This is a genomic window from Pseudomonas sp. Marseille-Q0931 (genome assembly GCF_940789645.1).
Taxonomy (GTDB): domain Bacteria; phylum Pseudomonadota; class Gammaproteobacteria; order Pseudomonadales; family Pseudomonadaceae; genus Aquipseudomonas.
Genome location: NZ_CALNWT010000021.1, coordinates 1 through 21073, shown reverse-complemented (window position 1 = coordinate 21073; position 21073 = coordinate 1). Strand labels below are relative to the sequence as shown.

General features: G+C 62.8%; 19 protein-coding genes and 1 pseudogene. 12 read left to right on the top strand and 8 right to left on the bottom strand.

Annotation, left to right across the window (positions count from 1 at the left end; genetic code table 11):
• Positions 1–116 precede the first annotated feature (116 nt).
• A complete protein-coding gene (locus tag P3C50_RS23500) occupies positions 117–1034 on the top strand; it encodes a LysR family transcriptional regulator (protein WP_275547807.1) in 918 nt (305 codons plus the stop codon).
• A 4-nt stretch (positions 1035–1038) separates the two neighbouring features.
• Here the strand turns inward: P3C50_RS23500 and P3C50_RS23495 are convergent, their stop codons facing one another.
• The 5 genes from P3C50_RS23495 to P3C50_RS23475 all read right to left on the bottom strand — a co-directional run bounded on the left by P3C50_RS23495 (position 1039) and on the right by P3C50_RS23475 (position 8101).
• Positions 1039–1641: a nucleotidyltransferase family protein gene (locus P3C50_RS23495; protein ID WP_275547806.1), complete on the bottom strand. Its 603-nt coding sequence runs from the start codon at positions 1639–1641 to the stop codon at positions 1039–1041.
• Between the two features lie 2 nt (positions 1642–1643).
• Entirely contained in the window at positions 1644–3842 is a 2199-nt protein-coding gene (locus tag P3C50_RS23490; protein WP_275547805.1) for an OsmC domain/YcaO domain-containing protein, read from the bottom strand.
• A gap of 243 nt (positions 3843–4085) precedes the next feature.
• Positions 4086–6515, bottom strand: a complete 2430-nt coding sequence (locus tag P3C50_RS23485; RefSeq protein ID WP_275547804.1) for a TonB-dependent siderophore receptor — start codon at positions 6513–6515, stop codon at positions 4086–4088.
• Positions 6516–6610: 95 nt separating this feature from the next.
• Positions 6611–7576, bottom strand: a complete 966-nt coding sequence (locus P3C50_RS23480; protein WP_275547803.1) for a FecR domain-containing protein — start codon at positions 7574–7576, stop codon at positions 6611–6613.
• Positions 7577–7582: 6 nt separating this feature from the next.
• Entirely contained in the window at positions 7583–8101 is a 519-nt protein-coding gene (locus tag P3C50_RS23475; protein WP_275547802.1) for a sigma-70 family RNA polymerase sigma factor, read from the bottom strand.
• A gap of 164 nt (positions 8102–8265) precedes the next feature.
• Between P3C50_RS23475 and P3C50_RS23470 the strand changes: the two genes are divergently transcribed.
• The gene (locus P3C50_RS23470) at positions 8266–8457 is read left to right on the top strand and encodes a hypothetical protein (protein ID WP_275547801.1); all 192 of its coding nucleotides are present in this window, start codon (positions 8266–8268) and stop codon (positions 8455–8457) included.
• Positions 8458–8504: 47 nt separating this feature from the next.
• On the opposite strand, the gene P3C50_RS23465 is transcribed toward P3C50_RS23470, so the two are convergent.
• The 3 genes from P3C50_RS23465 to P3C50_RS23455 form a co-directional block, all read right to left on the bottom strand.
• Complete coding sequence (locus tag P3C50_RS23465) at positions 8505–9542, bottom strand: AraC family transcriptional regulator ligand-binding domain-containing protein (protein ID WP_275547800.1); 1038 nt, start codon at positions 9540–9542, stop codon at positions 8505–8507.
• Positions 9539–10453 (bottom strand): GGDEF domain-containing protein, encoded by a 915-nt coding sequence (locus P3C50_RS23460; protein WP_197854971.1) that lies wholly within the window; start codon positions 10451–10453, stop codon positions 9539–9541. Before P3C50_RS23460 ends, P3C50_RS23465 begins: the two co-directional genes overlap by 4 nt.
• 70 nt (positions 10454–10523) lie before the next feature.
• Complete coding sequence (locus P3C50_RS23455) at positions 10524–11924, bottom strand: purple acid phosphatase family protein (protein WP_275547799.1); 1401 nt, start codon at positions 11922–11924, stop codon at positions 10524–10526.
• Between the two features lie 436 nt (positions 11925–12360).
• Between P3C50_RS23455 and P3C50_RS23450 the strand changes: the two genes are divergently transcribed.
• The 10 genes and pseudogenes from P3C50_RS23450 to P3C50_RS23405 all read left to right on the top strand — a co-directional run bounded on the left by P3C50_RS23450 (position 12361) and on the right by P3C50_RS23405 (position 20980).
• The gene (locus P3C50_RS23450; protein WP_275547798.1) at positions 12361–14835 is read left to right on the top strand and encodes a TonB-dependent receptor; all 2475 of its coding nucleotides are present in this window, start codon (positions 12361–12363) and stop codon (positions 14833–14835) included.
• 264 nt (positions 14836–15099) lie between these two features.
• Entirely contained in the window at positions 15100–17013 is a 1914-nt protein-coding gene (locus P3C50_RS23445; RefSeq protein ID WP_275547797.1) for a phytase, read from the top strand.
• A gap of 89 nt (positions 17014–17102) precedes the next feature.
• A complete protein-coding gene (gene tolQ, locus P3C50_RS23440; RefSeq protein WP_275547796.1) occupies positions 17103–17819 on the top strand; it encodes a protein TolQ in 717 nt (238 codons plus the stop codon).
• Between the two features lie 13 nt (positions 17820–17832).
• The gene (gene tolR, locus P3C50_RS23435; protein WP_275547795.1) at positions 17833–18276 is read left to right on the top strand and encodes a protein TolR; all 444 of its coding nucleotides are present in this window, start codon (positions 17833–17835) and stop codon (positions 18274–18276) included.
• A gap of 1 nt (position 18277) precedes the next feature.
• A complete protein-coding gene (locus P3C50_RS23430) occupies positions 18278–19096 on the top strand; it encodes an energy transducer TonB (RefSeq protein ID WP_275547794.1) in 819 nt (272 codons plus the stop codon).
• A gap of 18 nt (positions 19097–19114) precedes the next feature.
• Complete coding sequence (locus P3C50_RS23425) at positions 19115–19276, top strand: hypothetical protein (protein ID WP_275547793.1); 162 nt, start codon at positions 19115–19117, stop codon at positions 19274–19276.
• Between the two features lie 81 nt (positions 19277–19357).
• A pseudogene (locus P3C50_RS23420) lies at positions 19358–19534 on the top strand (integrase); the annotation flags it as partial.
• A 159-nt stretch (positions 19535–19693) separates the two neighbouring features.
• Positions 19694–20059 (top strand): type II toxin-antitoxin system RelE/ParE family toxin, encoded by a 366-nt coding sequence (locus P3C50_RS23415; RefSeq protein ID WP_275547834.1) that lies wholly within the window; start codon positions 19694–19696, stop codon positions 20057–20059.
• The gene (locus P3C50_RS23410; RefSeq protein ID WP_275547792.1) at positions 20052–20384 is read left to right on the top strand and encodes an XRE family transcriptional regulator; all 333 of its coding nucleotides are present in this window, start codon (positions 20052–20054) and stop codon (positions 20382–20384) included. Before P3C50_RS23415 ends, P3C50_RS23410 begins: the two co-directional genes overlap by 8 nt.
• Positions 20385–20806: 422 nt before the next feature.
• Positions 20807–20980, top strand: a complete 174-nt coding sequence (locus P3C50_RS23405; protein WP_275547791.1) for a hypothetical protein — start codon at positions 20807–20809, stop codon at positions 20978–20980.
• Positions 20981–21073: the final 93 nt, after the last annotated feature.

The window sequence follows — 21073 nt, the reverse complement described above, 5'->3', positions numbered from 1 at the left end:
GTAATTATGGGTGTCTGCTGTCGTCGCTTCAGCAGAAGGGTCATCCTACCCCATCGGTCGCGCGATTCGGTATCGTTTGGCCCCGCTGTCCACTCTGTCTCACAGTGAGTCATCTCATGGAGCTTCGTCACCTGCGCTACTTCGTCATGGTTGCCGAGGAGCGTCATTTCACTCGCGCGGCTGCACGCCTGAACATTCAGCAACCGCCGCTGAGCCAGCAGATCCGTGCCTTGGAGGCGGAGCTGGGATTCGAGCTGTTCATCCGCCATGCCAAGGGTGTCGATCTGACGGTGGGAGGCGAGGTCTTCCTCAAGGAAGCACGGGACATCCTGCAGCGCGTCCAGCAGGGTGGGCTCAAGGCTGCGCGGGCCGCACAAGGCATCGAAGGCAGCCTGAGGCTGGGGTTCACCAGCTCCGCCGCGTCGCATCCACTAATCCCGAGGATCATCCGGTATTACCGCGAACGCTATCCTGGAGTGGATATCGCGCTGAATGAAGGCAGTGCGAAACTGCTGACCGACAATGTGGTGAACGAGCGAGTCGACGTCGGCATTCTACGCGCCCCCGTGGCCAGTCCGGCATGCGTCACTTATCACCGCCTGCTCAACGAGGAACTGGTACTGGTGCTGCCGGTGGGGCATCGCCTGTTGCATGGCAATGGCGCAGTGTCGCTCAAGGATCTCGCCGATGAACCCTTGATCTTGGTGCGCCGCCCAGGTGCGCCGGGGATGTACGCCAATTTCCTGCAGGCATGCCGCAACGCAGGGTTCGAGCCGCATGTGGCGTTCGAGGTGGAGCGCATGCTGACCAATGTCAGCCTGGTGGCTGCCGGCGCTGGAGTGTCAGTGGTGCCCGCATCGATGCGTGGTTTCCACGAGCACAGCGTGGCGTACCGCTCGATTCGTGATGCCAAACCTCGGTTGGTCGCACCGGTTACCCTGGTTTGCCGTGAGCTGCACCAGTCGCCGCAGGTCGTCAATTTTATCGCCCTGTCCCGAGAGCTAGGCGCTGAGTACCGCAAGGAAGCACACTGAAGGTTCAGTGGGGCGGCAGGTGTTGCCAGTCTTCTCGGGTATCGATGTCCTGCAGCACACCGGGGTCGTCCAACTCGACGAGTTGCACGACCTGAGCGTTGCTTTGCAGTACCGCGCGCGCGCCGGCATCGCCGCTCAAGCTGGTGAGCTGCGGCCAGAAATCGCGTCCGAACAGCACCGGATGACCGCGTTTGCCCTGATAGCTGGGCAGCACGATATTGTTCGCGCAGGAGTGGGTTATCAGGGTTTCCAGGCTATCCCGGCGAATCGACGGCATATCGGCAAGAAAGATCGCCACGGCATCAGCGTTGGATTCAGCCAGTAGACGCTCGGCGCCAGCGGCGAGGCTATGGCCCATGCCCTGGGCGCTAGCCGGGTTTTGCACGACTCGCACTCCCGTTGGCAGGTCCAGTCCTGCTGGCGCTTCGTCCGGGCGCAGCACCAGCCAGACGTCTTCGAGCATCGAGCAGGGCAGAGCCAGGCTGGCCGCCAGCAGCGAGCGCCCGTCGGCCAGTGTTGCACGCCGCTTGTCGCCGCCGAAGCGGCGGCTGTAGCCGGCCGCCAGCATCAGCGCTACGACTCTCTGGATTGGGCGCTCGCTGGTCATGCTCAGTCGGCCAGCCCGGCCGCTTTGGCGCGGGCAGCATGCAGCTTCTTGTAGCTGTCGATCAGGCGCAGGTGCTTGTCCAGGCCTTCGAGCTTCATACTAGTCGGGGTCAGCCCATGGAAGCGCACGCTGCCATCCACCGAGCCGATCACCGCGTCCATGCGCTCGCTACCGAACATGCGCCGCAGGTTGTGCTCGTAGTTGGCCAGCTCCAGCTCGTCGTCCAGCTGGATCTCCAGCACGGCGTTGACCGCCTGGTAGAACAGGCCACGCTCGACGGTGTTGTCGTTGTACTGCAGGAAGGCCTCGACTAGCTCCTTGGCATCGTCGTATTTCTTCAGCGCCAGGTTGATCAAGAGCTTCAGCTCGAGAATGGTCAGCTGGCCCCACACCGTGTTGTCGTCGAACTCGACGCCGATCAACGTGGTGATATCGGTGTAGTCGTCGACCTCGGTGTTGTTCAGGTTACGCAGCAGCGATTTCAGCTCGCGGTCGCTCAGGGCGTGCAGGTTGAGGATGTCCTTGCGAAACAGCAACGCCTTGTTGGTGTTGTCCCAGATCAGGTCCTCGACCGGGTAGATCTCCGAATAGCCCGGCACCAGGATGCGGCAGGCGTTGGCGCCGAGGTCGTCATAGGTGGCGACGTAGACTTCCTTGCCCATGTCTTCGAGGATGCCGAACAGGGTTGCGGCTTCCTGCTCGTTGGAGTCTGCACCCTCGCCGGAGAAGTCCCACTCGACGAATTCGAAGTCCGGCGTGGCGCCGAAGAAGCGCCACGACACCACGCCGCTGGAGTCGATGAAGTGCTCGACGAAGTTGTTCGGCTCGGTCAGCGCCAGGCTGTCGAAGGTCGGCTGCGGCAGGTCGTTGAGGCCCTCGAAGCTGCGGCCCTGTAGCAGTTCGGTGAGGCTGCGCTCCAGCGCCACTTCCAGGCTTGGGTGCGCGCCGAACGAGGCGAACACGCCGCCGGTGCGCGGGTTCATCAGGGTCACGCACATCACCGGAAATTCACCGCCCAGCGAGGCGTCTTTCACCAGCACCGGGAAGCCTTGCTCCTCCAGACCCTGGATGCCGGCGACGATCCCCGGGTACTTGGCCAGCACGTCCTGCGGCACGTCTGGCAGGCACAGCTCGCCCTCGAGGATCTCGCGCTTCACCGCCCGCTCGAAGATCTCCGACAGGCACTGCACCTGGGCCTCGGCCAGGGTATTGCCGGCGCTCATGCCGTTGGACAGGTACAGGTTCTCGATCAGGTTGGACGGGAAATACACCGTCTGGCCATCGCTGCGGCGCACGAAGGGCAGCGAACAGATGCCGCGCAGGGTGTTGCCCGAGTTGGTGTCGTACAGGTGCGAGCCACGCAACTCGCCGTCCGGGTTGTAGATGGCCAGGCAGTACTCGTCGAGAATTTCTTCGGGCAGCGCATCCTTCGGGCCCGGCTTGAACCAGCGTTCGTTCGGGTAGTGGACGAACTCGGCGGCGGCGATGTCCTCCCCCCAGAACTGGTCGTTGTAGAAGAAGTTGCAGTTCAGCCGCTCGATGAACTCGCCCAGCGCCGAGGCCAGGGCGCTTTCCTTGGTCGACCCCTTGCCGTTGGTGAAGCACAGGTTCGACTGCGCATCGCGGATATGCAGCGACCAGACGTTGGGCACGATGTTGCGCCAGGAGGCGATCTCGATCTTCATCCCGAGATCCGCGAGGATGCCCGACATGTTGGCGATGGTCTGCTCCAGCGGCAGGTCCTTGCCCGGGATGTAGGTGGTGGTGTCACTCACCGGCATCAGCAGCGCCTGGGCATCGGCGTCGAGGTTTTCCACCTCCTCGATGATGAACTCCGGCCCCTGCTGCACCACCTTCTTCACCGTGCAGCGGTCGATGGAGCGCAGAATCCCCAGGCGATCCTTCTCGGAGATATCGGCGGGCAGCTCGACCTGGATCTTGAAGATCTGCGCGTAGCGGTTCTCCGGGTCGACGATGTTGTTCTGCGACAGGCGGATGTTCTCGGTGGGGATGTCGCGCGTCTGGCAGTACAGCTTGACGAAGTACGCTGCGCACAGCGCCGAGGAGGCCAGGAAATAGTCGAACGGCCCCGGCGCCGAGCCGTCGCCCTTGTAGCGGATCGGCTGATCGGCGATCACCGTGAAGTCATCGAACTTGGCTTCGAGGCGAAGGTTGTCGAGAAAGTTGACCTTGATTTCCATGAGGGCAGCACCAGCGAGTGAAACGAAATGGCCGCCATTATCCGGGTTTTCGTGCTGGCGTGCTGGATAGGATAAGGCGGGCGCCGTGTCATCAAGTTATCGCCGATTGGCATCGATCGCCTCGTAATCGACGCGGCGTGACCAACGAAAAGCCCCTGAAGAGTCGACTTCAGGGGCTTGTTCACATTTGGGGCCTGAGCGGCTCGAACTGGCAGCTTTGCCCGATCTTGCCGGCTGTGCTCGTTACCAGCGGTAGCTCACCGTGCTCACCACCTGGCGCTCGTCACCGTAGTGACAGGTGGAGGCCCCGCACTGCGCGTAGCGCTTGTCGGTCAGGTTGCTGGCGTTGACGGTCACGGCCCAGTGATCGTCGATCTGGTAGCGCGCCATGGCGTCGAACAGGGTATAGGCCGGCATGGGCGAGTCCATCAGTGAGGCCTGGGTTGTACCCATGTAGCGAGCGCCGGCGCCTATGGTCAGTTGCGGAATACCCCAGTTGACGAAGTCGTAGCTGGTCCACAGGGCGGCCTGGTGGTAGGGCGTATCATCGGTGCGTTGGCCGACTTCTGTGGCAATGGCGCTTTTGGTGGTGCGGGCATCGGTGTAGGCGTAGGAGGCAATGAGGCTTAGCGCTTCGGTCACATCGGCTTTGGCCTCCAGTTCCAGGCCGCGCGAGCGAACCTCGCCGGTCTGTCTCGGATCGTCATTGCTATCGAAGGTCAGCACGTTGGTTTGGGTCAGTTCATAGATGGCTGCACTGAGTAGCAGATTGCTGTCCTTGGGCTGATAGCGCACGCCCACTTCGTATTGCTTGCCTTCGGTGGGGGCGAAGTTTTGGCCAGTGACTTCTGCGACAGAAACAGGGAAGAACGACTCGCTGTAGCTGATATAGGGCGCCAGGCCGTTGTCCGCCAGGTAGACCAGGCCGGCGCGCCAGGTGGTGGCTTCGTCGCTTTGACTGGCCTTGGCATCATTGCGATGCGCCGTCTGCAGTTGGTCAGCCCAGTCGTGGCGGCCACCCAACACTAGAATCCACTTGTCGTCGAACTTGATCTGATCCTGCAGATAGAGACCTTTCTGTCGAGTATCGAGCTGTGATCCACGATCTGCTGCGCGGCTTTTGTCGACGACCACTGGCTGACCGTAGTTATAACGAGTCAGATCCAGGCTTGGAGTATTGGTAGGGGTGCCCCGGAAATTATGTGAGTCATAAGACGTGTCATAGCCATCGAAGCCTACGAGAACTGTGTGTTCGACATTGCCGAGCTGCCATTTCGACTCGATATTGGTGTCACTGGCCCATGTCCGTGCACGTTCGTGGCGGTCACTGTAACGGCGCAACAGTGTGCCGGTGTTTGCAGCAAGGTTGATGGCAGCGGCAGACGGTTGAATTTGCAGGTAGCTCCACTGCACGTCGGTTTCGTAATAACGCAGCTTATGGTTGAGCGTGAAATTTTCGTTGAAGTGGTGTTGAAATTCGTAGCCCAGGGTCGACATCTCGCCGTTCATGTCGTCGTAGTCCGGCTCGCCGATGAAATCGTGGCGACCGATCTTGAACGCGCCGTCACCCACACCCTTGACCAACTGGTAGGGCAGGGGCGCGGGGAAACGCGTATCGGTCTTCTGGTAGAAGGACAGCAGGGTCAGCGATGTGTCTTCGTTGGGTCGCCAGGTCAGCGCCGGAGCGATGTAGAACTTGTCGTCGTTGATATGATCCTGTTGGGTGTCGCTGTTGCGACTGAGCAGGGTCAGGCGATAGCTCAGTGTGTCGCTACCGGCCAACGGGCCGCTGAAGTCTGCAGAGAGTTGCTTGCGGTCGTGGGAACCCGCTTGCAGGTTCAGCTCATGGAAGGGCGTTTCGGTCGGGCGCTTGCTGACGCCGTTGATCATGCCGCCGGGCGAAAGCTGGCCGTAGAGCACCGAGGCAGCGCCACGAATGACCTCGACGCGCTCCAGGCCATAAGGTTCCTGAATGCCGTCGTAGGAGTTGTTCTGCAGGCGCAGGCCGTCGCGCAGCGAGCCGCCGGTGCCGGATTCGACCCCGAAGCCGCGGATGCGGAAGCGGTCCGCGGTGCGGTTGAAAGCGGTCGAGCTGCTGGTGAGCCCTGGCGTGTAACTCAGCGCCTGGCCCAGCGTTTCCGATTGACGGTCGCGGACCTCGTCGCTCGTTACCACCGACAGCGACTGTGGCGTTTCGGTGATTGGCGTGTCGGTCTTGGTAGCGCTCATGTTGCGTTTGGCCACGTATCCAGCCACATATTCGTTGGGGTGTTCCTCGTTGGCGCCGATCACGGTCGTGGCGCTCAGCTCCAGGCTGTCGCTCTGGCGAACCAGGACGTAACCGTTGGTCCCCATGCGGGCTGAGTAGCCGCTGCCTCGCAGCAGGGTGGCGAAGCCTGCGTCGATGTCGTAGCGGCCGTGCAGGCCCGGGCTTTGCAGATCGGCGAGGCGCTGCGGCTCGAACGCCAGCGGCACGCCGGCCTGCTGCGCGAAACGGCTCAGCACCTCCGCCAGGGGGCCGGCTTCGATGTCGTAGTGGGTGTGCGCCTGCTCGGCAGCGTGAGCGGGTGCAGGCATGACGGCAACGGTGCCCAGCAGCCCGGCGAAGGTCAGATGAACGGCCAGGGCAAGGGGCGTGACAGCGTAGCCAAAGGGCGCGGCGGAGGTGCGCATGATCGATAGGATCCCGTGTTTTTTGGTGTCTATCGTCCTTGACGGGCCAGGCGCAAAAGCCGGAACCCGATCATGCGATTTTTTTTGCTGCCGCTTCAGCGGGCGCGGCTGATCACTCTCAGCCATGGGCTGAATTCGCGAACCTGCAGTGGCAGTGCCTCGGCGAGCAGATTCAGGGCACGGTCGCTGTCATCCAGCGGCAGCACCGCGGATACGCGCAGGTCGGCCAGCGCCTCGCGGTCGAATTGCATATGCCCCGGAAACTGCCTGGCCAGTTGATCGAGCACCGCTGGCAGCGGCTGGTCCTTGACCACCAGTTGATGGTGGCGCCAGGCGTCCTCGACGCTGCGGGTGTCCACGGTCGCCGTCAGTTGCACCTCGTTGCGGGTGATGCGCGCCTGCTCGCCGGCATTGACCTCCAGCGCCTGCGGGTTGTCGCCGGCCGTCGCCGCCACGCGCGATTCGAGCATGGTCACCAGGGTCACGCCGTCTGCCCGGGCGACCACGAAGCGGGTGCCCAGCGCACGGATTTCGCCCTGCTCGGTCTCGACGATAAAGGGGCGGCTCGAGTCATGGGCGACGTCGACCAGCACTTCGCCGCGCAGCAGGCGAATGCGTCGCTGCTGACCGTCGTACTGCAGGTCCAGGGCGCTGTTGCCGTTGAGGGTCACCCGCGACTGATCGGCTAGCTCGTGCACCAGCCATTGCGCGGGCTGGGTGCGCAGGTCGGCCAGCAGGTAGCCGGACAGCTCGCTACGCCAGAGCGCCCAGGCCGGCAGCAGCGCCAGCAGCATCAGGGCGGTGGCCGCGCGCTTGCCGCGGTAGCTGCGCTTGCGGCTGGTGAAGGCGGCATCGAGCGCGGCATGCACCGAGGCCTTTTGCGTACGCAGCGCCGACATTTGCCCGATAAAGGCCTGTAGCCGCTCGGCTGCTGCGGCATGACGGGCGTCGCTGCGTTTCCAGGCGTCGAATTCGGCTGCGAGGTTTTCGTCGGCGTCCGGCTCGTTGAGCCGGATCAGCCAGTCGGCGGCTTGCTCGTTGATCGATTCCAGGCTGTTCATGCGCGCTCAGACTTCCAGCGCATTGCTGCAATGCAGCAGTGCCTGCATCAGATGCTTGCGCACCATGCGTTCGGAAATACCCATCTGCACGGCGATCTCGACCTGGCTTTGGCCATCCAGGAAGTACAGCAGGAAGGCCTGGCGCTGTTTGGCGCTGAGCTCTTCCAGGACGAACGCGATCTGCTCCAGGGCTTCGAGCGTGGTGAGAATCTGCTCGGGCGACTGGTAACCCGAAAGGCTTTCGACGGTCAGCGCCAGCTCACGCAGGTAGGCGTCTTCGATCTGTTTGCGGCGTGACTTGTCGATCACCAGGCGGCGCGCTGTCGTCGTCAGAAAGGCACGTGGCTCGCGAATGCTGCCGAGTACCTCGCGCGAAGAAAGAATGCGGGCAAAGGTGTCCTGCGCCAGATCGGCCGCGTTATGGGCGCAACCCAGCTTTCGCCGTAGCCAGGCGAACAGCCAACCGTGATGGTTGCTGTACAGCTCATGGATCGCTTGCTGGAAAGGGGGCTCGGCCGCAGACATGCGCACACTCGCGATGGAGGAGTCGATACTCAAGTTCAATTGAGAATAGTTCGCATAATATCGATTTGCTGGTACGAGTCGCAAGCACCAGAGGTCATCTGCCTGAGTTCGTATTCTGAGGCCTGCTGCGAAGGGAGAGCGGGACTCCAATACAGCGTCATGGCATGCGTGATGCGCCGCTGGCGCAGGATCATCTGCAGGATGCGGTGAGCTTTGAGCGGCTCGGGTTTACCCGCAAGTTGCTGGCTGGTTCAGCGCGCTTTGCACTGCTGCCACGCCTCCGGCTCGAAGGCGGTGTTCATGTCCATGGCAGCCTGCTTCGATTTGCTGGTAACGCTTCACGGCTGTTGCCATGACCAGCCGCAGTGTTTTATCGCTGAGCGTGGCCGTCCGGCTTTGCACCTCAGGCTTTCCCATGCAAAGTGAAGGCGGCCAGGTCGCTGGGCACGCGGCCCGTCCAGCGCTTGAACGAGCGGCGGAAGTTAGTGATGTCGTTGAAGCCCAGTCGCTGCGCTACTTCATCGTTGTTGTAGCCCTTGACCTGGTAGAGGTAGAGCGCAAGATCGCGGCGCGCCAGATCGAGTTGCTCCTGAAAGTGGGTGCCGTGTTTGCCGAGTTTGCGCTTGAGCGTGGCCGGGCTGGTGGCGAAGGCGCTGGCGACCCGTTCCAGGCTGAGCGGCTGGCGGATATGGGCGCTGAGGTGGGCATGCAATTCGTCGAGCAGGCTGTGCTGCCAGCCCCAATTCTGCAATTGCTCATTACAAGCCTGGCGGGCGACCCGCGCGCCTGTGGCGCCACCATTCGGCCAGGGCTGTAGCAGGTGCACGCGGGGCAGGCTCATGACCGTCGAGGGGCGGTCGAAGCTCAGCGTTTCACCGAGGTGTACCCAGTATTGCTCGACGTGGCTCGGCTCGGCATAGGCGAACTGGAAGCGCCAGGGTAGGCGCTCGTTCTGCTGACGACGGGCAAGGGCGACCACCGCGGTCATGCTCGCTTCGAGCAAAAAGGGCAGTCGCTCGGCGGCGCCGCAGCTGTCGCGCCAGTACAGGTGCAGATAGCGGTCGTCCAGGTGCAGCACGGGGGTGAGCAGCGGCGACAGCAGTGCGCGGTAGGTGACCAGATCCTCCAGCGCCTGCAACAGGTGATCGGCCTGCTCCAGCAGATGGCTACCCGCGCCGTAATGGCCCGGCCACAGGCGCTGGCCGAACAGGAAGCTGGTATCCGCTGCATTCAGCAGCTTCTGGGCGTTGGCGATCAGACGCAGAAACTGGCCAGGGCTGATCCGCGCCTGGCCGGTGACGATGTCGTCGTAGAACAGCTCGCAACCGCGCAGCAGGTGATGGCTGTCGATGCCGCGCGAGCGTGCCAGGTCGATCAGTACGGCAGGCAGATGGTGAGCCGCGATGAAGCGGCTGTCGCACTCGTAGCCGGCGCCGCTCATGCGCTGCGCGCCAGGCGAGGTTTGGCGTAGGCCAGCGCGAGATTGAGGCGTTTGAGCAGCTGCGCCTCGTCCTCCTCCAGCGCCATCACTGCGGCCACCGTGGCGCGCAGTTGCAGACGTTCGCCGTGCTGCTGGCTGCGGTGTGCCAGGTTGGCGATGCTCTGGCGCAATTCGCCGGCCATGCTCAGCGCCTGATGCTCGCCCGTGTTTGGCAGCACGGCGACGAAGCGGTCGCCGGCCAGCCGGCAGAGCATGTCCTGCTGGCGCAGGTTGAGCAGCAGCAACTGGGCGACGGCCTGCAGCACCTGGTCGCCCTCGGCCTGACCGTAGCGCTGGTTGACCAGGTTGAAGTCGTCCAAGTCGATGGCCACCAGCGACAGCGGCTGCTGCTCGGTGCGTGCCTGCACCAGGGCCTGCTGCAGGTGCTGGCGCAAGTATTGGGCGCCGGACAGCGGGGTGAGCTTGTCGAACAGGCGGTGGTCGCGCAGGCGCTGCTCGCGCTTGCTCATTTGCTCGTTGATGGCGCGCTGCTCCTGCTGCAGGTGATACATGCCGAGGGTCAGCAACAGCATGCCCACCGGCATGGGCGCGGTTTCCAGCCAGTTGTCCCAGATCGCTTCGGCCGGCAGGCGGATGAATTCGTCCAAACAATCCATCCACATCGAGAAGGCGGTGAAGCACAGCCCCAGTGACAGCAGGCGCGTGACGCGCCCGGCCGGGCGGCCGCGCAGCAGCATGATCAGCCATCCGCAGAGGATCAGACAGGTGCCGCCTTCGCCTGCCACATCCATCCAGTTGATCTCGGCCCATCGCTTGATGTCGCCGGCCGCCAGGTAGACCAGCAGGCCGGCATTGGCGGCCAGGACCAGGCCGGCCAGGGTCATGCCGTGCAGTTTCAGCAACGACTTCATGGGGTTCTCCTTGCGCTGCGCCTATGGGCGCTGCCGAGCATGCCGGGGCAATGTCTCAGAACGATGACGGTCATTTGTCTCGAGCGCTGCACGGCAGGCCATCCGGGCCGCGTTCGGCGGTGCAGAAGCGCTCGGCCTGTTTCTCCAGCTTCGGTTCGTGCAGGTACTTGTTGCCCTTGGCGTCGCGCTGGATGTCGAAGGCGTCGTACAGGCGATCGTCGGCGGTGTAGGTGCGCACGCTGAGGCGGTTCTGTTCCACGGCGATGGTCTGGAACAGCTGGGTGTCTTCGGCGCTGCGGTCGGGCTGGGTGTGGGCGCGGTCGTTGAGGCCGTACATCTTCGAGCCGGTCACCGACACCAGGTACACCGGACCGATGGGCTGGTTGGCCTGTTGCGCCTGGCGGGTGGCATCGCGGCCGGCGGCATGGGTCAGGCGGCTGTAGCAATGATCGTGGCCCTGCAGCACCAGGTCGACCTTGTAGCGTTCGAGCAGCGGTTGCCAGGCGGCCTTCAACTCTTCGGTGTCCTCGGGGCGCGCGCAGGTGTAGATCGGCTGGTGCATGACCACCACGTTCCAGGTCGCCTGGCTGGTCTTCAGGGCGTTTTCCAGCCAGCGGGTCTGGTTCTCGAGGGTGCCGAGGTCGAGCGCCGAGGTGCCGTCCAGCACCACGAAACGCACGCCCTGGTAGTCGCTGACGTAGCTGGTATCGGCCACGCCCTCGGCGCCGTTGCGCGGCAGGGCGAACTGGGCGGGGAAGTGCTCGCCCAGGGTGCGGCTCTCGCTGCCGTCGGCCAGCAGGGTGTCGATGTACTCATGGTTGCCGGCGGCCACCAGTTGCGGGATGGCGGCGTAGGCCCAGCCGCCGGCCTGGTTCCATTCGCCCCATTCGTCGTCATGGGCCAGCTCGTCGCGCGAGGCGACCAAATCACCGGCGTGCACCACCAGTGCCGGGCGGGCGACGCTGCGCAGTGCCTGGCGAATGGTGCGCGAGGCCACGGCGAGAATGTCGTTCTGGGTATCGCCCAGGTAGAGGAAGGTGAACGGCGCGAAGGTCTGCCTGGCGGTGCGGAACTGATGCCATTCGCTCCAGCCGGCGCTGCCCTTGACCCGATAGACATAGGCGGTGTCCGGCGTGAGCTGCTCCAGGCGCACCTGGTGGTAGTTGGAGGGGCCATTTTCGGCGTCCAATCGGCGGGTCTGGCCACTGCGTGGCTGCGCCTTGGCGGTCAACTGCGGGCCGGCCAGCGCCGGGCCGAATTCCAGCTGGGCAGTGCCTTGTTGCAAATCGGTGCGAAAGCTGACGGCCATCTGCGTGGCGGCGTCTGCGCCAGGCGTCAGCACGATGCGGTCGGCCAGGTTACCGGCGGCGTAAGGCTGGCCGGGCGAGTGCGGTACGGGCTGTTGGGCAAAGGCCGGAGAGCAGGTCAGGGCGGTGGCCAGCAACGTGGCCAGCAGCAGGGGGCGATGCATGAGCGGTTTCCTTGGGTAAGGCGGAGGTGCGTTGGGGCGCCAAGGAAACAAAGGCGTATGACGGTTCGGTTACCGGCCGGGGGGTCGATTCGGCTCAGGTGATCGCTGCGCAAACCGGCAAATTTTCAGGCTGATTTAAGCGTCGCCGAGTCAGGCGTTTGTTTGTCGATCCGTAGCCACAGTCCCGCGTGCGGCGCGCCGGCAGCAGAGACTCGCTGCTGCCAGTACCCGTTTCGCGGCCGGATGAAATGGGGCTGGAGTATCTGTTCCCGGCATGCCGGGGAGGTCAATTCAGCTCAAAACACTCGGTCGACGGCCGTAAAACCATGCTTTCAAGGCTTAGGCCGGCGCCCCTGTCACGCAAGTGCCACAAAGGATTTCTAGCTTTCGCTGCCATTGCCTGGTGTTGCCAGGGTCATCGAACGAGGGAGTCAAGGTGGCAAAGCCATTCCGTCATAGCCGCAATATCGGTTTTCGCGTCAGCCTGCTGACCATCGCCATCAGCGCCGCGCCGGCCTGGGCAGAAGAAGTGATCGAGCGCGTCGAGGTGATCGGCCAGGCCGCCAGCATCGACAAGGCGCTGCGTGAGCAGAAGAGCGCCGACAGTATCAAGAGCGTGGTGCACGCCGACGGCGTCGGCCAGTTGCCGGACGACAACGCCGCCGAAGCCCTGCAGCGCATTCCGGGCCTGTCGGTGGAGCGCGACCAGGGCGAAGGACGCTTCGTCAGCGTGCGCGGCATTGCCCCGGATCTCAATAGCGTGACCATCAACGGCACCCTGGTGCCGGCACCGGAAAGCGACCGCCGCGCGGTGGCGCTGGACGTGCTGCCCGCCGAGCTGGTGCAGTCGCTGTCGGTGGTCAAGAGCCTGACCCCGGACATGGACGCCAACTCCCTGGGCGGTACCATCGAGGTGGAAAGCCTTTCGGCCTTTGACCACGACGGCCTGTTCTACTCCCTGTCCGGCGAAGGCAGCCACGACACCAACGTCAGCAAGAACAGCCCCAAGTTCTCCGGCGCCATCAGCGACCGTTTCAGCCTGGGCGACGGCACCGACAACTTCGGCGTAGCGGCAGCGTTCAGCTGGCAGAAACGCAAGTTCGGCTCGGAGAACGTCGAGACCGGCGGCGCCTGGGATTTCGACGACGGCGCGCGCCTGGAGGAGGTCGAGCAGCGTGATTACGAAATTACCCGTGAGCGTACCGGCTTTGGCCTGAACTTCGACTACCAGCCCGACGATTACTCCAACTATTACCTGCGCACCCTGTACAGCAAGTTCAAGGACACCGAGACGCGCAACGCCGCGGGTGTCGAGTTTGCCGATGCCCAGGCTTCGGGCGAACGCGGCGACGCTGAAGGCTGGCGCGAACTGAAGTCGCGTCAGGACACCCAGGAGATCCAGTCCTATGTAATCGGCGGCGAACGCATGATCGACCTGTGGACCATCAGCGGCCAGGCCGGCTACAGCCAGGCCACTGAGAGGGATCCAGGCGGCATCGCCGGGGCGAAGTTCGTCGGCGATTTCACCGATGTCGGCTTCGACGGCACGCGCAAGCCGTACCTGAGCGTGGGCAGCGGGTTCTACGACCCGGCCTCCTTCGAACTCGACGAAGTGGAATGGGAGAAGGTCAGCGGCAAGGACAAGGAAAAGAACATCCGTCTGGACCTGGCTCGCGACTACGACCTCAAAGGCAACGCCGCCCAGGTCAAATTCGGCGGCAAGCTTAGCCGCCGCGACAAGACCAGCGACACCGAGGTGTGGGTCTACGACGACTTCAGCGGCATCGATCTGGAAGGCCTGCAGAGCGGCAACGTCGACTATTCCCTGGGCAACTTCGGCAACGGCATCAGCGCCGGCGCCATCAAGAACCTGATCGGCGGCCTGGATCGCAGCGAGTTCTACGACGAGGAAAATTCGCGCATCAACGACTTCGACATGCGTGAGGACATCAACGCGGCCTACCTGATGAACACCCTGGATGTAGACGATTGGCGCTTCATCGCCGGCCTGCGTTACGAGGGCACCGAGTTCGAGGCCAAGGGCACCGGCCTGCGTGATGGCGTCTACGAGGACAGTCACAGCAAGAATCGCTACGACCACTGGCTGCCCGGGTTGCATGCGCGTTACCAGATTTCGCCGTCAACCGCCGTGCGCGCCGCCTGGACCAACACCGTGGTGCGCCCGACCTTTGGCCAGTTGGCGCCGGGCTTCGCCATCGACGGTGACGACGCCTCGTTCGGCAACCCCGACCTCAAACCGCTGGAGTCGATGAACCTTGATCTCGGCATCGAGCACTACATGGGCCGTGCCGGCGTGGTCTCGGGCTTCCTGTTCTACAAGGACATCGACAACTTCATCTACAACACCGACCTCGCCGGCAGCGGTATCTGGGCAGATTTCGACGAGGCGCTGAGCTTCGAGAACGGCAGCGGCGCCAAGCTCTATGGCATGGAGCTGGCCTACTCGCAGAAATTCGATTGGCTGCCGGCGCCGTGGAACGGTGTGCTGCTGGGCGCCAACCTGACCCTGAGCAGATCTGACGCGACCATCGAGGGGCAGGGCGCCAAGCGCTCCATCGACCTGCCGAATCAGTCCGACACCGTCGGCAATTTCATGGTCGGTTGGGAAAACGATCGCTTCAACTTTCGCGTCGCGGCCAACTACAAGTCCAGCTACCTGTACGAGATCAGCTCGGTCGAGGACAAGCGCCACGACCTGTACGTCGATGATCAGCTGTTCGTCGATTTCAAGGCCGGCTACTTCATCACCCCCGAACTGCAGCTGACCTTCGAGGCGCAGAACATCATCGACGAGTCCTACTACGTCTACACCGGGCGCCGCAGCTACAACGCCCAGTACGAGGAATACGGCCCGACCTACAAGGTTGGCCTGACCCTTACCCACTTCTGACGGCGGGGTTTTGAACTCACGCTCCTTAAGCGCCAGGGATTGGCGATTGAAAGATAGAAGCTGCCGGTTGGCTGAATGATTGTTGTAGGAGGGGCTTTAGCCGCTAGCTTTTGCTGCCCGGATGAAAGCTCGCGGCTGAAGCCCCTCCCACATGATCGCCGCCATATCGCAGGCAAATTTTGAAAAATCGCAAACCTGTATCCGGACCCGGAACAAATTTCAGGTCACTGCAACCAGGCAATTGATCCAGGAAATTCTCAATCTATGCGACTGTTCAATCTGTCCCCGCTGGGTCTCTGCGTTGCCTTGGCCGCTTGCCAGGGCAAACAAGCGCAGCAGGCTGTTTCTGTGACACCGGCGCTGACCCTCAGCAAGACGCTTATCGCCAGCGAAAGCACGCAGTGGCTGGCGCCGCTGGCCTTTCTCGCCGACGCCCAGCGCCTGCAGGTGACGCGCAGCGGTTTGCAGGTAATCGGTGGCGACGGCCAGGTGCTCAGCGAGCTGCCGGGCCGTTTCGAAACCCTCGATCACCGTGCCGATGCCGACGGGGTGCTGGTTGCCAGCCTCGACCGCAAACGCCAACAGGCGCTGCTGACGCGCTTCGACTCCGCACAGCAGTGGAGCGCGCCGCGTTATCTACCGAAAACCCGTTTCGCCATCGAAGGCCTGTGCCTGTACCGCGACAGCGCGCGTAACGACTTTCTGTTCCTGGTGGGCGAAGAGGGCATCGGCGAGCAGTGGCTGGTGGCCGAGCAGGGCCGCCCGCTGGCCCAACCGCACCTAGTACGTGCCCTGAGCCTGCCGCCGGAGAGCGGTTTCTGTCAGGTCGATGACCGCAGCAACAGCCTGTACGTGAACGAAGAAAACGTCGGCCTGTGGCGCTATGACGCCGGCGCCGAAGCGCCGCTGGTGCGTGAGCCGGTGGAGCTGGTCGCACCCTTCGGCGAGCTGCTCGAGACGGCCGCTGGGATGGCCGTGTTGCCGGATGCGCTGCTGCTGGTCGATGCCGCTGCTGCCAACCTGCATCTGTACCAGCGCAGCGCCTCGCAGTGGCAGCGTGCCGGTGTGCTGAGTCTAGAAGACCTCGATGAGCCGGAGCAGGTCAGCGCCCGCGCGACGTCGCAGGGCCTCGAACTGCTGCTGGTCGACGACGCTGGCGCACGCAGCGCATCACTGAACTGGACACCTCAGCGCACCGAGCCACAGCCTACCATCCCAGTGCTCGCGCCCCTGGTACAGACCGATGGCGTGCCCAGCCTTGGCGATGCGGCGGACGACCCGGCGATCTGGATCGACCGCGTGCACCCCGAACGCAGCCGTGTGCTGGGCACCGACAAGAAGGGCGGCCTGCTCGCCTACGACCTGGCCGGCAAGCAGGTGCAGAGCCTACGCGTCGGTCGCCTGAACAATGTCGATGTGCGCCCCGGCTTCCAGCTGGGCGAGCGCCAGGTCGATCTGGCCGTGGCCAGCAACCGCGATCACAACAGCCTGCATCTGTTCGCCATCGATCCACTCAGCGGCGTGCTCGCCGACATCGGCCAGATCGCCACGCCGCTGGAGGAAATCTACGGTCTGTGCCTGTTCAAGGATCGTCAGGGCGCCATCCATGCCATCGCCAACGACAAGGACGGCAGCTTTCTGCAGTACCGCCTGGGCAGCGTGAACGGCAAGGCCAGCGGCCAACTGGTGCGCCGCTTCAAGACCGAAACCCAGCCCGAGGGCTGCGTGGCCGACGACCGCAACGAGCGGCTGTATATCGGTGAGGAAGACGTTGCGGTGTGGGCGCTGGATGCGCGCGCCGAGGCGCCGACCACCTTCGATCAGGTGATCGCCGTCGGTGGCCCGGTCAAGGACGACATCGAAGGCCTGGCGCTCTACCACGGCGAGCAGCGCGACTACCTGGTGATCTCCAGCCAGGGCAACGACAGCTACGTGGTGGTCGAGGCGCAGGCGCCGTACCGGCTGCGCGGCAGTTTTCGCATCGGCCTGAACGCCGCGCTGGGTATCGACGGCGCATCGGAGACCGATGGCCTGGACGTCACCTCGGCCAACCTCGGCGGGCCCTGGAGCGCCGGCCTGCTGGTGGTGCAGGACGGCCGCAAGCGCATGCCCGAAGGCAACCAGAACTACAAATACGTGCCCTGGACGGCGGTCGCCGCTGCGCTGGGCCTGGAGTGAGACGAACGGCGTTGCGCCTGTCATCAGTGCGCAACGTGCTGGTCTTCCAATGTGAGCCCTGGGGCTCGAGCAATTGAAGGAAATCCGTGATGCAAAACCAAGCCCACCTCGAACACATGACCGTCTGGGGCCTGATCGCCGAAGCCAGCATCGTCGTGCAGGCCGTGATGCTCTGCCTGGTGCTGGCCTCGCTGGTCAGCTGGTACCTGATCGTCCAGCGTGGCGCCGTGCTGCGCCGCAGCGAGCAACTGGCCAAGGCCTTTCTCAAGCGCTTTCGCACCGACGAGATCGGTGGCCTGTACCGCGAAGGTAGCCAGCAGGAGTTGCCGGCCGATGCCGCCCTGCAACGCATCTTCCTGGCCGGCTACCAGAGCTTCAGCCAGTTGCAGCCCCATGCCGGCAACAGCCCGGAAAGCGTGCTCGACGGTGTCGAGCGCAGCCTGGCGGTGGCCATCGCCGAGCAGGAAGAGCGCCTGGAGAAAGGCCTGCCATTTCTCGCCACGGTCGGCTCGGTCAGCCCTTACATCGGTCTGTTCGGCACCGTGTGGGGGATCATGAATTCCTTCCTGGGCCTGTCCCAGGTGCAGCAGGCCACATTGTCCACCGTAGCCCCGGGCATCGCCGAAGCGCTGATCGCCACCGCCATCGGCCTGTTCGCGGCGATTCCCGCGGTGATGGCCTACAACCGCTTCTCGGCACGTAGCCAGACGCTGATCGCCCGCTACTACGCCTTCGGCAACGAGTTGCAAGGGCGCCTGCACCGTCGCCTGAACGGCGCGGCGCCGAGCATGGCCGCGGCAGCCTGAGGAGGAGAGCGCAATGCTGGTTCGACCGACGCACAAGCACGGCCTGAAGGCCGAGATGAACGTGGTGCCCTACATCGACGTGATGCTGGTGCTGCTGGTGATCTTCATGGTCACCGCGCCGATGCTGGTTCAGGGCGTACAGATCGAGCTGCCCAAAGTGGCCGCCGAGGCGCTGCCGACGCCAGGCGAGCAGCGTATCGTCACCCTGTCGGTGAAGGAGGACGGCAGCTTCTACTGGAACCTGGGCAGCGAGGTGAACGTCGAGGCGCAGACCGACAGCGCGGTGAACAAGGATGAGATGCGCGAGAAAATTGCTGCCCTGGTCGCCGCCAGCCCTGAGACACAGGTGTACGTGCGCGCCGACCAGAACGCCGACTATGCGTCGGTGGTGGCTGGCATCGCCGAACTGCAGCGTGGCGGTGTCAGCCGCCTGGGCCTAATTACCGAGGCGCCCTGAGATGAACGGTCTGACTCTAGAGATGCCCGCGTCCCGTCTCGTCTGGCCGGCCTGGCGTGAACACGGCTTCGCCCTCGGTGTGGCGCTGGCCCTGCATGCCGGCCTGGCTTACCTGTTGCTCAACCTGTCCCACCCGACGCCGATGCCGGCACCAGTTTCTGCGGTGCTCACCACCCAGTTGATCACCCTGCCGGTGCCAGTGGTGCCGCCAGCTCCCGTACCGGCGCTTGCCGAGCCGCCAGCGCCTGTTCCAGTGCAGGAACCTGAACCGGTGGTCCAGGCGCCGGTGGTCGAGCAGGCCGATCTCGCCTTCAAGCGGGTGGAACAGGAACGTCAGGAAAAAGCCCGCCAGGTGGAGCGCGAACGCCAGCAGCGTGAGAAAGTGCTACGCGACGAACGTCTGGCCCGTGAGGAGCAGCAACGGCAAGCGCTGAAGGAACAGCAACTGGCCCAGGCCCGCCAGGCCGAGGCTGAGCGCCTGGCTGCAGCCGAACGGCAGGCGGCGGCGAATGCGGCAGCCGCGGCTGCACGTGCCGAGGCGGAGGCCGCCAGCCGTCAGTACCTGCCCATCGCCAAGCAGGCGCCGGATTATCCCGCGCGCGCTTTGGAGCGCAAGATCGAGGGCGAATGCACCGTGGCCTACACGGTCAATGCCGCCGGCCGGGTGGAAGACCCGCAGGTGGTGGGCACCTGCCACCCCATGTTCGTCAAACCCTCGCTGGCGGCTGCCAGGACCTTTCGCTACCAGCCCCGGGTGGTCAATGGCCAGGCGGTGGCCGTGGCCAATGTGAAGAACACCTTCAGCTATCGGATTCAGTGAGTGTCTATGGCGCCTTGTATGGATATTGGTGGCGCTCATCGAGGCGCGGCAGCGTTCTGTAAGTCCTCGCAGACTGTCGTGCTCGCCGGGCTGCTGGAGGAAATTCGGCATGGCTGGAATACCCGGCATGGCGAGGTGATCACCCTGATCCGTCTGGCCACCGATGCTCGAAGAGGCTGAGCCGACCGGCCTGCGCAATGGCGTGATCACCTCCAGCGGAACCAGAAACGGCATGGTTCGTTCGGCGCCAGTCATTGCAGCTTGAGGAAGGTCGTCAGGTACTGGCACCAACACGGCCAGCCAAACTCGGCCATCACATCGTTCCGCCGTGCCCTGGCCAGGACGATCATCCGCATACCAAAAGGCCAGGCCGCCCACGCCCTGCGACACACCTTTGCCAGCCACTTCATCCAGAACGGCGGCAACATCCTCACCCTGCAGAAAATCCTGGGTCGCTCCAACCTGGCCATGACGATGCGCTATGCGCACCTGGCGTCGGATCATCTCTGCAGGTCGCGGTACTCTTTGGCCCGCTCAGGTCTCTATAATGTGGGTATTCCATTGATGGAATATTCCTTTGAGGTTATATTTTTTACCGTGACTTGGGATATCGAATACACCGACGAGTTCGGTGAGTGGTGGGAAAGCTTGTCTGTTGAGGAGCAGGAGTCTGTTGCGGTGTCAGTCCAGCTCCTGGAGGCGCGGGGCCCGTCACTTGGCTTTCCGCACAGCAGCGGAATCAATGGCTCTCGTCACGGCCACATGCGGGAGCTGAGGACGCAGCACGAAGGCCGACCCTATAGAACCCTGTATGCATTCGATCTCAGGCGTTCGGCTATTTTGCTGATCGGTGGCGACAATACTGGTGATGATCGTTGGTATGACATCAACGTTCCGCTGTCTGATCGACTGTATGACGAACATCTGGAACAGCTTCGAAAGGAGCGCTTGATAGATGGCTAAGAAATTTGCAGAGCTACGCGCAAAAATGGCGCCTGAGGCTCAGGCTAGGGTAGAGGCCAAAGCCCAGGAGCTGCTTGCAGAGATGCTGCTTAATGAGCTGCGCCAGGCTCGTGGGTTGTCACAGAAGGTGCTGGCTGAGGTGCTGCATGTACAGCAGCCATCCATTGCCAAGATGGAAAAGCGTACTGACATGTACATTTCCACTTTGCGTAGCCACATCGAAGCCATGGGTGGTCAGTTGGATGTCATTGCCCGGTTTCCCGATGGTTCAGTGAAGATCAGCAATTTTTCAGATATCGAAAGCGATCCCCTCCAGCAGGCCTAACACTTCGACACCTTTTCGACACCCCAAAGAAAAACCCCTGACTTTCTCTAGGAAAATCAGGGGTTTATTTGGTGGAGCCGGGGGGATTTGAACCCATGTCGACGGTTCTGCATTGCTCTGCTTTCGTCTGCTTTTTCATGAAAATCAATTAGTTGTCGTTTTTCTGTCCCGCTTAGGTTGGCTATGTTTTGCTGTGTCTGTGACACTTTTTAGGCAAAATGCCATCAGATTATTGTCTACGGCCATCTGTGCGGCTACTCTCGATTTCAGCCTAGTCCCTGTCAAAGAGCATTCTAGGGTGTTATGCAAATCAGAAGCTCTCTCCCAGTCACGCTGCTATTTGATGTTTTAAGTGGTTTTGGTTTGTGAGTTTTGGCTTTGCAAAATGAATTCTAGATATTTATGAAAAAGGAGATTTTTTAATGTCTGATGAAGTTAGTCTGCCTTCTTCGTCTCGTGGAGAGCTTGAAAAAATAATCAAAGGTTATGGGCATGTAGGGAAAGAAGTTGACCTTGAAACGCTTTCAAGACTAACAGCGATAGGTCGCACCACAATTAGTCCCCCGCCGCGTCAGGATAGTTGTCGTGTGAGTTGATTCGATGAGTCTTGGTCGGTGGGCGGAAGTGAGAGCCGTGTGGCGCGTTATTCGATAGAGCATCGGGAGTGGGTGGTGCGGCAGATGATGCCG